This window comes from Paenibacillus anseongensis, assembly GCF_009757995.1.
Taxonomy (GTDB): domain Bacteria; phylum Bacillota; class Bacilli; order Paenibacillales; family NBRC-103111; genus Paenibacillus_E; species Paenibacillus_E chondroitinus.
The window spans coordinates 37595-50879 of record NZ_WSEM01000009.1 but is presented as its reverse complement, the minus strand read 5'-3'; the positions used below and the strand labels follow the sequence as shown (position 1 = coordinate 50879).

9 protein-coding genes are annotated in these 13285 nt (G+C 47.7%); 5 read left to right on the top strand and 4 right to left on the bottom strand.

Translation table 11 applies throughout. The annotated features are described in order from the left end of the window. Positions 1 to 16 precede the first annotated feature (16 nt). Complete coding sequence (locus tag GON05_RS11930; protein ID WP_157319436.1) at positions 17 to 1399, bottom strand: aminotransferase-like domain-containing protein; 1383 nt, start codon at positions 1397 to 1399, stop codon at positions 17 to 19. Between the two features lie 156 nt (positions 1400 to 1555). On the opposite strand from GON05_RS11930, the gene blaOXA reads away from it, so the two are divergent. Together blaOXA and GON05_RS11920 are read left to right on the top strand one after the other, a co-directional pair. Continuing rightward, positions 1556 to 2347, top strand: coding sequence for a class D beta-lactamase (gene blaOXA / locus GON05_RS11925; protein WP_157319435.1), 792 nt, complete (start codon positions 1556 to 1558; stop codon positions 2345 to 2347). A gap of 114 nt (positions 2348 to 2461) precedes the next feature. Further along, the gene (locus GON05_RS11920; RefSeq protein WP_157319370.1) at positions 2462 to 2932 is read left to right on the top strand and encodes a GlcG/HbpS family heme-binding protein; all 471 of its coding nucleotides are present in this window, start codon (positions 2462 to 2464) and stop codon (positions 2930 to 2932) included. A 136-nt stretch (positions 2933 to 3068) separates the two neighbouring features. Here GON05_RS11920 and GON05_RS11915 read toward each other — a convergent pair whose 3' ends face one another. The 3 genes from GON05_RS11915 to bglX form a co-directional block, all read right to left on the bottom strand. Continuing rightward, positions 3069 to 4034: a LacI family DNA-binding transcriptional regulator gene (locus GON05_RS11915; protein ID WP_181646584.1), complete on the bottom strand. Its 966-nt coding sequence runs from the start codon at positions 4032 to 4034 to the stop codon at positions 3069 to 3071. Between the two features lie 99 nt (positions 4035 to 4133). Then, entirely contained in the window at positions 4134 to 7478 is a 3345-nt protein-coding gene (locus GON05_RS11910; RefSeq protein ID WP_157319434.1) for a GH36-type glycosyl hydrolase domain-containing protein, read from the bottom strand. Positions 7479 to 7509: 31 nt separating this feature from the next. Next, positions 7510 to 9672: a beta-glucosidase BglX gene (gene bglX / locus GON05_RS11905; protein ID WP_157319368.1), complete on the bottom strand. Its 2163-nt coding sequence runs from the start codon at positions 9670 to 9672 to the stop codon at positions 7510 to 7512. Positions 9673 to 10092: 420 nt separating this feature from the next. Between bglX and GON05_RS11900 the strand changes: the two genes are divergently transcribed. From GON05_RS11900 to GON05_RS11890, 3 genes are all read left to right on the top strand, one after another. Continuing rightward, positions 10093 to 11349: a sugar ABC transporter substrate-binding protein gene (locus GON05_RS11900; RefSeq protein ID WP_157319367.1), complete on the top strand. Its 1257-nt coding sequence runs from the start codon at positions 10093 to 10095 to the stop codon at positions 11347 to 11349. Positions 11350 to 11439: 90 nt separating this feature from the next. Further along, the gene (locus GON05_RS11895) at positions 11440 to 12327 is read left to right on the top strand and encodes a carbohydrate ABC transporter permease (protein ID WP_127455908.1); all 888 of its coding nucleotides are present in this window, start codon (positions 11440 to 11442) and stop codon (positions 12325 to 12327) included. A gap of 20 nt (positions 12328 to 12347) precedes the next feature. Next, the gene (locus GON05_RS11890; protein ID WP_127455907.1) at positions 12348 to 13205 is read left to right on the top strand and encodes a carbohydrate ABC transporter permease; all 858 of its coding nucleotides are present in this window, start codon (positions 12348 to 12350) and stop codon (positions 13203 to 13205) included. Positions 13206 to 13285 lie beyond the last annotated feature (80 nt).

Genomic DNA, 13285 nt, shown 5'->3' with positions numbered 1-13285 from the left:
CCTATAGGTATAGGGGTCATCTTTTTTTATTTCCACTCACAAATTTCACTTCCGTCCGCCTGCTGAGCAGCTCAGTTATCCCTTTTGCGATCATCTGAACGCCTCGCTCAATCAAATCCTCATCCACTTGAGAAATACTGAGGCGAATCACATTATCTTTGACGAAATCAGGAAGATACATGCGCTCTGCATGATCCACTAAAACATGCTGATGCTTCAGGTATTCCTGAAGCTGCTTCGCTTTCATCGGCACCGGCAATTCAATAGTGGAATAGAAGCCGGATAAGGAACCCGAATAGGTGGCGACAGCAGGCAGCCACTTCCGGAAAGCTTGCTGCAAGAGCGCAGCCTTTTTGCTATACAGTTTCCTCATACGTTCAATGTGGGCACTGAACATTCCGCTCTGAAGGTAAATCTCAAGCGCGCCTTGCGTCAGCATAGGCGTATGTATGTCTGCGGCGAACTTAGCTCGCAGATAATCTTCCCGCAAGGCATCAGGGAGTACGGCTAAGCCAAGTCGGAGGCCGGGCAGCATCACTTTCGAGAAGCTTTTGACATAAATCACTCTGCCGGAAGGATCGTAGGCAAACATCGGATCAGCCTTGGCATTCGAGTCCAGGTCGCCCATATAGTCATCCTCAATGATATACACATCATATCGCTGCGCTAATTCGACGATTTTTCGCTTTGTTTCATTCGTATGGCTGTAGCCGGTCGGATTGTGAAATCTGGACACTGTGTAGAACAACTTGATATCGTTATGTTTGAAAAGCTGCTCCAACCGCGTTAGATCGATCCCCTCGTTTCCTACTTCTATGCCATAAGTCTCGCTTCCATGCTGACGTATAGCTTCAATAAACCCAGCGTGCGTGGGCTGCTCCAGACAGATATGGCGTTTGCCATTCGGAAAAGGCAGGGATAGAAGCAGATGCAGAGCTTGCTGCGAACCGGAAACGACATAAATCTTATCAGGCACTGTGAACACCTGAAGCTCTTGCAAATGCTTGGCCAGCTGGACGCGAAGCGATCCAAGCCCTTGAATGTCCGAGTACGTGAACATCTCTTCTTTGTAGCGTTCAATAGCCTGATTGATACAGTGTTGAAAATCCCGATAAGGCATCGCATGCCGATCAGGTCCAGCCGATAGGAAGTCAATTGTGCCGTGCACTCCCTCCAACGTTTCCCGTCTCCGATAACCCTTCACGACGTAATAGCCGCTCTGGGGCACCGAATAGATGATATGCCGCTTCTCTAACTCGCCATAAGCTTTCATAACCGTATTTTTGCTGCATGCGAATTCCTGCGTTAAAGCACGAATAGAAGGCAGCCTGTTCCCCGGCTTCAAAGTCCCTTCTTCAATGTGTTTCATCATCTGATCCACAATCTCTTCATATAGCATAGGGTTCATCCCCTCTTCTCCCCAACTGTAAGGGTACAATTCAAGAATACTAGCATATAAAATTCATGCCATTCCTCGTATACTCAACGTGAAGAAAGTGAATTCTTTCCATTTCAAACCAAAGAGGAGTGAAGCATGATGAAAAAAATGAATAAAATGAAGGTTATCGTTCTACTGCTTATTACCCTGCTTTTTACAAGTACAGGCTCTTTCGCCAGTATCGCGAGTTCGGCTAGCGCCAAGCCCGGGAACAAGGAACTTCATGTAGAAGAATTATTCCATGGAATATCAGGTACAATCGTGATCAAAAATTTGAAAACAGATAACATGTATACCTATAATCTCCCGAGGAGCACCCAGCGTTTCACACCGGAATCCTCATTCAAAGTTCCTAATGCACTCATCGGTTTGGAAGAACATGCCGTAGAGGATGAGTACGAAGTCAAACGCTGGGACGGGATCGTTCGGGAATTCGATATCTGGAATCGCGATCATACGTTAGCTTCCGCTATGCGAAATTCCGCTATCTGGTATTACCAAGCGATGGCTCGGGACATTGGTCCTGAACGGATGCAAAGCAATCTCAATCGAATTGGGTATGGTAATCAAGATATTAGTGGCGGCATCGATAAGTTCTGGTTGAATAGCAGCTTAACGATCTCCGCACAAGAGCAAGTTCAATTCATAGAGAATCTCGTGGAAGAAACGCTGCCGTTCCATGAGCAAACGATGAAAACGGTCAAACGCATTATGATCGATAACGAACAGGACGCATACACCGTTCATGGTAAAACAGGGACAAGGCTTTCCGATATGGGACTCGGATGGTATATCGGCTATGTGGAGACGGATAAGGCCTCATGGGTATTCGCCACCAACGTGGATAGCAGTGGTACGACCGCTAAGACGATCACCCTCGAGTGTCTCAAGCAATTGCATATTTTATGAGACTTACTCATCTTCTCATCATATCACGAATTGGGACCTCCTATGATCGAATTCACCCCTCTGGGGGAATGACCATACAATATCGGAGTATCCAAATTCCGAGGAGTGAATGTGATGCACAAACTTACGTTAGAAACGGCTAAATATTTATTGGAAGTCGCCGAACAGAAGGCCCGGCAAATGGGGCTGAACAGCGATATCGCGATTGTGGATGAAGGCGCGAACCTGATCGCTTTCCATCGTATGGACGGCGCGCGAATTGCCGGGATCGAAATCTCGCAAGGGAAAGCTTGGACTAGCGTTGCCATGCAAATGCCGACAGCCAACCTTGCGCAATCAGCTCTCCCAGGCTCGCCTTCGTTCGGTATCAACACGACCAATCATGGTAGAGTGACCATTCTGGGTGGAGGCATACCTCTCATCCATAACGACAAAGTCATCGGCGGCATCGGTGTAAGCGGAGGCACAAGTGCTCAAGATATTGAAGTAGCCACTGCCGCAGTTAATGCTTTTAATAGCATGCATGGTGCTAGAGACCCTTGGACGACCAGCGCCCGTATCGGCTCTAATCAATCTTACCGATAGGCGCATCTAAAATCCATTTATTTATAAATTTGCAACACTATTCCTCACCACAAAAACCAAACAGCGGCAGACCAAGACTTGAATAAAGTCCTAGAAAGCCGCTGTTGTTTTATTTCATATGGAAAACAAGCTCGGCTCATCCTTTTCCAACCGACTCGCCCTTAACCAGACTCACATACACCCGCTCATGCTCCACTTTTTCTTCCCCAATCAGCTTAATCAGCTGCTCGGATGCCAATGCACCCCACTTGCGTTTGGAGTAATCAATCGTCGCGAGGCGCGGCTGCGTGTATTGTGTCAGCTCGATGTTGTCGAAACCGATGATGTGGATGTGTTCGCCAATCCGGAAATCCGATTTCACCAACGTATTGTACATGCCAATCGCCATTTCATCGTTCAGGCAAAAAACGGCAACTGGTTCTTGGTATTCCAGCATAATTTGCTCGGCGGCTCGTTCTCCGGAATCCTTATTGAAATTCCCCTCGATCTCGATATAAATCAGATCGGAATTCCGCTCAATGGATTGTTTCGTTGCCTGCAGCCGCTGTCTGGAGTCGTAGGAATCCTTCGGTCCCGTTACAACATACAGTTTCCGATGGCCTCTTTCGATCAAATACTCGATAGCCAAGGTAGCCCCCGCTTTATTGTCCAGAAGAACATGATTGATGTTCGGATGGTTCAATTCACGGTCCAGCACAACCAATTTATGTCCGCGGTCCGCCAATTGCAGCAATTCTTCGCTTGCGAACGAGTGGTCCAAAACGACAGCCCCGTCAATCATACGCTGCGGCAGCAAACGGTGAGAGTAGGAGCCGCTGCAGACAATCAGATCATAACCTCGTTTATTCAGTACCTCTTTCATCCCCTGCAAGATTTCCCCGTAAAAAGCTCCGCTAAAATCCGTCAAATAAACACCGATGATTTTGGAGACCCGTTTCTTCAACGTTCTTGCCGCGGCATTCGGAACATAGTTCAGCTCGCTGGCTATCTTCAAAATCCTTGCACTCGTTTCCTCCGTCACTTTGGGGTTTCCGTTGAGCGCATAGGACACGGTCGAGATTGAAACGCCCGCTTTTTTGGCAACATCTTTAATGCTGATCACAAAAACCGCTCCTAACATCTACACTTTCGTTTTCTTCTTACTATATCATAAAGCACTTTTTAAAAGGAAAAAGGCGATCCTTAAGATCGCCGATTTTTCTTACAGATACACATCAATCACATTTGTTTCTTCATTTAAAAGCGTGTGAAGATCCTGCGCGCTGATGCGGAGGCCACCCTGGCGATAACGGTTGGCGGTTGCTTCGGCAGTCACGGCTTTCTTGTTAATCGTCACATAACTTGCCGAACGATTTTCCAAGTGATAGATGAACGTCACCGGACGTCCCGCTGCTTGAAAATCAAACTGCAGCCCGTCTAATTCTTGCGGAAGCACTGGATCCAGGACAAGATCGCTACCTTCCATGCGAATACCGAGGACGTTAGAGATGAGCTGGTTCATATAAATTCCCGGACCGCTGGAATAAATTCTCCATCCGCCTTTGACCGGCACGGAGCCTTCTTTCAATTCCCCGAAACGCTCTTGAGCATCGTAACGCGTGTTGAACTTCCCGTCCGAGCTGCTGAAGTAGCTATTGCTTTGACGTAGTTCCGCATTCGGCACAACACCGCGGATGCCGACCGGATTAATCATTTCGAGTCCCTTCCAAGCTTCATCGGCTTTGCCCAATTTGGCCATGGCCTCGACAAAACGGATGTGAGCGTGCACGTACTGCAGACCGATCTCCCGGCCGAAGTTGGCCGCCTGCTCAGCCCGTTTGAAGTTCGTGCTGATACCGCCGACATAGTTGGCAGGGCGGTTCATCAAGCGGACACCGTCCGGATAGTACAGCTCTTTTTTAATAAGATTGTAATGCGAAATGGCCTGTTCTTCTGTTAAAAGCTCACCGATCATACTGCGCGTCATCGGGAGCAAGCGATATTGAATCCCCGTCTTGTTATCCGTTGGATGCAGCATCAGTTCCGCTTTACCTGGCTCCTCCATGTACAAGAAGCCCGGGATGACGTCCGTTCCCAGCATATATTTATTGAAATCAGCCTGAATGCCACCTGCCAAATCCCTTAGCTCCGCCGCCATTTGTTCATCAGCTTCGCGAAGCGCCGCGGACAATTGATTGAACACCTGATAGGTCAAAGCAACCGTCCAACTGCTGATCATATATTTCTTTAGCTGCGCATTGGCGGGCTGAAGTGTGTCATCCCAATCGCCATCGCCATAGGAGGATAGATGAGTGCCATGAAGGAAGTGATGCTTGATGTAATCAATCTCTTTTTTGGCATGATCTAATAACGTTGCTGGCTCTTCCGTAAACTCGAACACATGCCGCTTCGTATATGGAACTTTCTCCTGTAAAATACCGAAATCTTTGGTAGCCGCCAAATAATCACTTAATACTTTCAGCGGCCACACGATGATATCGCCGTGGCTTTCTTCCTGCTGAATCGCCGCATAGCGGTCGAACATAAACCACTGTGGCCAGTTGCCGTCGTCTTCGTACTGATGAGCATAGACGGTTTTGAGAATATCGCGCACTTCACCATATTTTTGTGTAGCCAGGAAGTATTCAGCCGGCCCTTGGCACACATCGCGTGTTCCCCAAGCAGCGCCCCCATACTGTTCCAAACCGTGAGGGACGGAGTAGTGGACCAGCATATTGTGCGTATACCACCAAGCTAGTGTATTGACTTTTTCCAAGCTATCAGCGGCTTCGCCGTTTTGCGACAGATGGAACCCGTTCATTACGCTCGCAAAAAAGTCCCTGTAACGCGCAATCTCAGCAGTAGCATTGACTTCTGTGAAAGGCAGATTTTCATCCCGCAAAAGCCCCTGAATGGTTAGGCTCCATTCGCTGCTGGCGCCAAGCTCCATGACGACCGTAGAAGCGGCTAGGGGTTGAACATTTTGCGCAATCAGCGTTTCATTGCCAACTTGCATATCCGCTCCAGCAACGCGCACCCGGTAACACAGATGCGGCCAAACCTTCGCGCTGTCGGACTCCGGAGACGCGTAGAAAGACAACGTTTGCCCTTCTTGCTTGCAGCTAAACGGCGATTCGTATTCGTTGTTGTTCATCGTGATCTGATTCGTTACCAAGAAACGATACTTGTTGCCGCTTTCGGAACGAATTTGCAGATGGATTTCCGGCGTATCAACGGTCGTCAGATTCGTGATAACAAGCGTATCGTCCGCCATTTTGTAATACCAGCGCGCATAGTTGAAACCAAGTTCAAACATCGACGGCATTGTGAGCAGACGGTATTGGCCCTGAATCTCCACATACATGCGTTGTCCTGAAGTTTTCATCACATTCAAGGCATTCCGTGCATTTGTGAGCATTTTGTTGAACGACGTGTTGCCTACTACCACCTGCGAATTGAAGATGCCGTACATGTACGAAGTAGTCGTCATGACGTCTTCCTTCAGGCGAGCATTATCACCAGACATGAGGATATGGCCGTGCGGGCGCTCTACGAGCAGCTCTTTTTCCTTTAGAATGACGTGTTCATGGGTTTCCGTGAAAAAGGCTATCAGCTTCTCCCCGTCAAACTCTTCCTGGCGTCTGTTCGGGAAATAACGTTCGATCTCAGCTTGGTTCATTGACAGTGTGGTCAACGGTTCACCTATATGACCGAATAAAGCCACCTTATCGAGCTGCTGGTTGAATACATGGCTTTGAGCGCCAGCTTCTTCCCATGCACGCGTGATTTCAGACTGATATTCCAATCCTTGAAGTGTCTCCGGATGATTAGGTTTGAACAAGCCGTAGAACACAAAACGTGCCGTACCGTTCACTTTCACACGTTCGGATTGCAGCGCCGTAAACGCGAATTCATACTGGTACACTTCGTTCGCCAGTCTGCTTTGGACTAACGCTTCAGGTACGTTCGTTTCCTTATACGATAACCCGTAGAATTGGAAACCATCGGTCGAGTAGCCTGCTACCTTGGTTAAACCGCCTTGCTGCAAGTAGGGGAATGCCCCTTGTTGCGGCATATTTTGACGGGAGCAGACGGCATATCCGTTTGTACCATTTTCAAAAACCGCGTGGTCGATATATTGGGATAAATAAGCTTCGTTGCTGCGTACGGCACCTTTGTCAGCGAGGCCAACATCCTGACTGTATATGACATCAACTTCCGCGTCTTCCCCCTTCACCTGGACTTCCCAAAACCACATGTCATAAGGTGTCAGATGAAACGTTAATTCGTAATGGATTCCTTCAGCGAAACCTTGCCAAGAAACTTTGGATGCCGAGTACTGCACCTTGCTAACCGAGCGAGCCCCCATTAGCGGTACAATTTTGATACCATTCGCCGAATGTACGCGTAAATACAGGTTATTTAGAGATCCATCAACGGGATTGGCCACCCATTGGTTAATCATTATGTTCTTATACATCACTTCGCGAATATCCCCGTTGCTAAGGAAGGAAAATTGCAAATTGCCCGACTTCAGTTGAAAATCCGCCTGTTCGGCAGCTGCCATGTTGTTCACTCGCTTTCCACTTGCTTACTTTTTACTTTGTTAATCGAAATGAAAGTGCCTGTAAAACATCCCGGCTATTGGGACCAACGAAAACAGCAAACTCCCCGGCATCGCTTGTATAGGACAAGTCGGAATGATGGTAGCGAAGCTGCTCCTCCGTCAAGATGAAAGCGACTTCCTGAGCTTCGCCAGGCTGCAGCTTAATTTTGCGGAATCCTTTTAACTCTTTTAACGGTCGAACCACTTCGCCAGCCAGATCGCGCACATAGAGCTGAACGACTTCCTCTCCGGCGACTTCTCCCGTATTTTCAACTTTCACCGTCACCTTAAGCGCCTGATCGAAAGCCATTCTATCTGATGAAATCGAAGCGTCACTATAAGCAAATGTCGTATAACTCAAGCCGTAGCCGAATGGATAAAGCGGCGCGTTTGGAATGTCCAGGTATTGAGAAACATAACGCACCTGAGCATCAGGAGCTCCCTGCGGGCGTCCAGTGTTGAAGTTGTTGTAATAGACGGGAACTTGGCCAACGGAAAAAGGAAACGACATCGTGAGCCTTCCCGATGGTTGGCTATCCCCGTATAGAAGATCCGCAATTGCCGCGCCACCTTCCGTTCCCGGGTACCAAGCTTCCAGCACGGCATCCGCCACGTCGTACACACCGTGAAGATCTAACGGACGGCCGTTGAATAACACGGCCACCATCGGCTTGCCGAGGCTTTTCAACTTGGCCGTCAGCTCCAGTTGAGCATCCGGCAAGCGGATATTAGACCGGCTGCCTGCTTCTCCGCTCATATCAGAGTGCTCGCCGAGGGCCAGCACGATCACATCAGTTTCTCGCGCCGCTTTTACTGCTTCCTCTAATTGCTCTTCCGTCATGCTTTCAATGTCGCTGCCTTGAGCTGTAACGATGCGGGACGTTTTTGATTTCAAGCCTTCAAACAACTGAACGGCATCGTCTTTTGAACCCAGCCACGACCACGGGCCAAGGATATCTCCGTTTTGGGCAAAAGGACCGATTAACGCGATGTTTTGTTCCTTTTTAAGCGGAAGTACGGACTCGTTTTTCAAAAGCACGCAGGACTTTACAGCCAAATCACGTGCTGCCTGGCGGTGCTCTGCGCTCATCACAATTTCACGTTCGCGGTCTACATTCGCCCCCCGATACGGATTCTCGAACAATCCCAGCCTCTGTTTCAGCTCTAGAATGCGCAGAACAGCTTCGTCGATCAAAGCTTCATCTACTTCTCCGCTTTCCACAAGCTGCTTCAAATGATCCTCATAACAAGTGGTCATCATTTCAATATCGACACCCGCCAGCAGGCTTTTGCAAGCTGCTTCCGTTTCATCGGCAGCCACGCCATGCGGGATCATTTCCTTCACTGCGCCCCAATCGGAGATAACGACACCGTCAAAGCCCCATTCTTTGCGCAGCAAATCGCGCATTAAACGCTTGTTACCTGCGGCTGGGATGCCATCTACCGTGTTGAACGCCGTCATGACAAGCTCTGCACCCTCATCCAGTGCCGCTTTGTAAGCAGGCAGGTAATACTCCCGCAGTTGGCGTTCCGACATGTCGACCGTATTGTAGTCGCGGCCGCCTTCCCCTGCTCCATAAGCGGCAAAATGTTTCACGCAGGCAGCAAGACGAGTCAGGTCGTTCTTCAAATCTTTTCCTTGATAGCCGCGGACAAAAGCCCTTGCAAACTCACCGTTCAGGTAAGGATCTTCTCCCGTCGTTTCCATAACACGACCCCAGCGGGGATCTCGCACCAAATCAACCATAGGGGAGAACGTAACATGAACGCCGGCAGCGGACGCTTCCGCCGCAGCGATTGCCGCGCTTTGTTCAGCCGCTTCCAAATCCCACGAACACGCGATTGCCAGCGGAACAGGGAATATCGTTTTATAACCGTGGATAATATCCGCCATGACAAGCAGCGGAATTCCCAAACGGTTCTTTTTCATATGAGCTTCTTGTACGCCGATCGTTTCTATTGCGCCTGACAACCCCAGTACGGAGCCTGTATTTTTTACAATGTCATCGTTAATACCCATTGCCGCCATAGGGCCGGTTATCTGTCCCTCGGACCCCGATCCCTCGAAGAAAGGAGCGGCCAACTGCAGCAGTTGGGATATTTTTTCTTCCAAAGTGAGCTCCTTAAGCAGGGCATTCAATTTTTGATCCGTCATCAAGATGCCTCCTTTGGCCTCATTCATTTGATTTCAATCTGTTTTAAAGTAGATCGAAACGTTTCGATTCATATTATAAACACTATAAAAAATGGCGTCAACCTATTAACGAAGACTATTTTAAGTAATCCAAACGTTTTTATTGTTTAAAAATAACTAGTTGAAAACGATATCAAGTTGTTTTATAATGACATCGAAACGTTTCTATTGACCAAAAGAGAGAATATGGGATATTTTTTATAGTAAATCGAAACGTTTCGCAGGTTTATAGTATAACGTATTGTATTTCTATTATTTAGTAGGGAATCTGATTTTATTCCTGAAAGTATCCGGTTAAAAAATGTATATATATAACTAATATTTTCATGAATAAGCGTGCACCCTATTAAACAAACGAAGAACAACTGGGAGGAAAAGGAAATGCGTAAATCAATCACCACAGTAATGGCCGGCACTTTGTTGGTAGCGGGAGTTCTTACAGGATGTGCTTCGAAAAGCACGCCGCAAAGCTCTGGAAGTCCAGCAGCAGGCGGCTCACAAGTCACATTGAATGTTTGGGGTATGGGGGAAGAAGCCAAATCGCTTCCGAAAATCGCAGAAAAATTCATGCAAGAAAATCCAACTATCAAAGTTAATGTACAAGCTCTGCCTTGGGACACGGCGCACGACAAATTGCTGACAGCCGTTGCCTCCAAGAAAGGACCGGACGTCCTTCAAATGGGAACTACCTGGATTCCGGAGTTCGCCTCCGCCAAAGCATTGATGGATTTGAAGCCGGAACTGAGCAAATATCCCGAATTCGCTGAAGCAAACTTCTATCCTGGGGCTGTCAACACAACCAAACAAGGCGACACAGTCGTTGGTGTTCCTTGGTATATCGATACTCGTGTCCTTTACTACCGCACTGATCTCTTAAAATCCGTTGGTTATAACGAAGCACCGAAAACTTGGGACGAGCTGTCCGACGCCGCTACGAAACTGGCTGCACGCGGCAACGGCAACTACGGAATTAGCATCGATCCAAAAGAACAGTCCTTAGAATTCATGTTCGCACGTCAAAACGGTTCCAAACTGCTGGACGGTAACAAACCTCTTTTCAACCAACCTGAATTCGTTGGCGCAGTTGATTACTTGAACAGCTTCTTCAAAAATGGCTCTGCACCGAAAGACCTTGGCATGGATATCGTTCCGGCATTCCAAAAAGGGATTACGCCAATGTTCATCAGCGGACCATGGATGATCAAACTGATCAATGATCAAGCTCCTGACATTAAGGATAAATGGGCAACAGCGGTTCTGCCTAAGAAACAAAACAACATCTCTGCCTTAGGCGGTTCGGATCTGTCCGTCTTCCAATACACAGAGCATAAAGACGAAGCTCTCAAGTTCTTGGCTTATATGAGCAAGCCTGAAACACAGTTGGAGTGGTTGAAACTAACGAACACATTGCCGGCAACGAAGAAAGCTTGGGAAGATCCTGCTCTAACGAACGATGCGAATTACAAAGTGATTGGGGAACAAATGAACGCTTCCGAGCCGATGCCTCTAATCAAATCTTGGGAAGAAATCGCTCAAAACTTTTTGAAAACTTTTGAAAATATTTATCGCGGCGGCGCTAACGTTCAAACCGAATTGGATGCTTTCAACAAAAAATCCGAATCCATCCTTTCCAAATAACAATATATCTACTACACAGCTAGCCGGCTTTTGTCGGTTAGCTGTTCAATGCTGCAAGCACTTCATCCCTCGGAAAGGAGAGGATTTGTCATGAAGGGATCTGCCGCCAAAAGAGCGCCCTATTTCTTTATTGCTCCAACACTTATTTTATTAACCCTATTCTCTGTAATACCGATCCTGATTGCCTTGGTGATCAGCTTCACGAATATGGATTTGGCCGGATTAGCCGATTATTCAAACATCAAATTCATTGGCCTGCAAAACTACAAGGATGTACTTTCTGACTCGATTTTTATAAAAGCGATTTACAATACGTTGTTCTACGTTGTGATCGGGGTTCCTCTGGTTATCCTCTGTTCACTTGGCGTCGCTATCCTTATTAATTTCGGAACTTCCCGTATTTTCAAAGCGTTCCGAGTCGTCTATTACTTACCTTCCGTGACCAACGTTGTTGCCGTCGCTGTCGTATGGTTCTACCTGTACAATCCGACATTCGGATTATTAAATTACTTGCTCAAATTGGTTCATCTAGGACCTGTTCCTTGGTTGACCCACCCTATCGTTGCGAAAATATCGCTGATATTACTAGCGTTGTGGAGAGCCATTGGCCTCAATATGATTATTTTCATCGCCGGTCTGCAAGGGATTCCGAAATCCAATTATGAAGCAGCGGAGCTAGACGGGGCGACCCGTTTGCAGCAAATGTGGTACATTACGATCCCGATGCTGCGTTTTGCCATCTTTTTCGTTTCGATCACGACGATGATTGGTTGGCTGCAATTTTTCGAGGAGCCTTTCATTATGACCCAAGGCGGTCCATTAGACAGCACGACTTCCGTCGCCCTGTTCATTTATCGCAATGGTTTCCAATTAAGCCACTTCGGTTATGCGGCAGCTGGATCATTCATTCTGTTCTTCTCCATCATCATCGTGACACTGATTCAATTCCGCTTCCAGAACAAAGACACGGATCTTTAATGAGAAAGGGGGCATAAATCATGTCCGCAAAATCTGCATCAACCCCGTCAGCAGGTTCGGGATCGAACGATCGGCTGCTCCAATGGTTAGCCGGTATTGTTCTGACTGTATTCGGGCTCGCGATGCTGCTGCCATTTATTTGGATGGTCTTGTCTACCTTCAAATCGGAAAGCGAAGTGCTCAGCATCCCGCCTACACTGTGGCCTAATGCTTTTACCCTCGCTAATGTGAAAAAGCTGTTCGTCAGCATGAACTTCGGTGTCTATCTGGGGAATACGCTCAGTATCGTTGTTTTCTCCTTCTTCGGGATGTTTCTGAACGCTATGGCGGGCTTCGGATTTGCCAAATATCATTTCAAAGGGAGCAAAGCGCTCTTCTACATCGTGCTCGCGACCATGATGATTCCCGGACAGGTAACCATGATTCCGGTTTATCTCATCCTTAATGCGATGCATTTGACAAACACGATGATTGGTATTGTTTTGCCAGGCCTTGTCGGCGCGTTCGGCATCTTCTTGTTCCGACAATTCATGGTCACCATTCCGGATGAATTGCTCGAAGCCGGCCGTATGGAAGGAGCAGGTGAATTCCGTACCTTCTTGCAAATCGTGCTGCCGATTTCGAAACCGATTCTGTCCGTTCAGGGCATTCTGACCTTCATCGCGGGCTGGAACAGCTTCCTCTGGCCTTTGATCATCGCGAACGATGAAAAGCTATACACTTTATCCGTTGGCCTCTCTTTGTTAAAAAGCCAATCCAATCAAAACTTTGCTTTACAGATGGCCGGCGCTACCCTGATGGTCGCTCCGATCATTGTCATCTTCATCATTTTCCAAAGACACATTATAGAAAATTACACCACTTCAGGCATGAAGTAAGTGAACGAACTGGCGAGCCCATGCGGCTTTCCAGTTTTTTTGTACGACAAAACAAGATCACCTTGTGAGAGTCGTTCAAA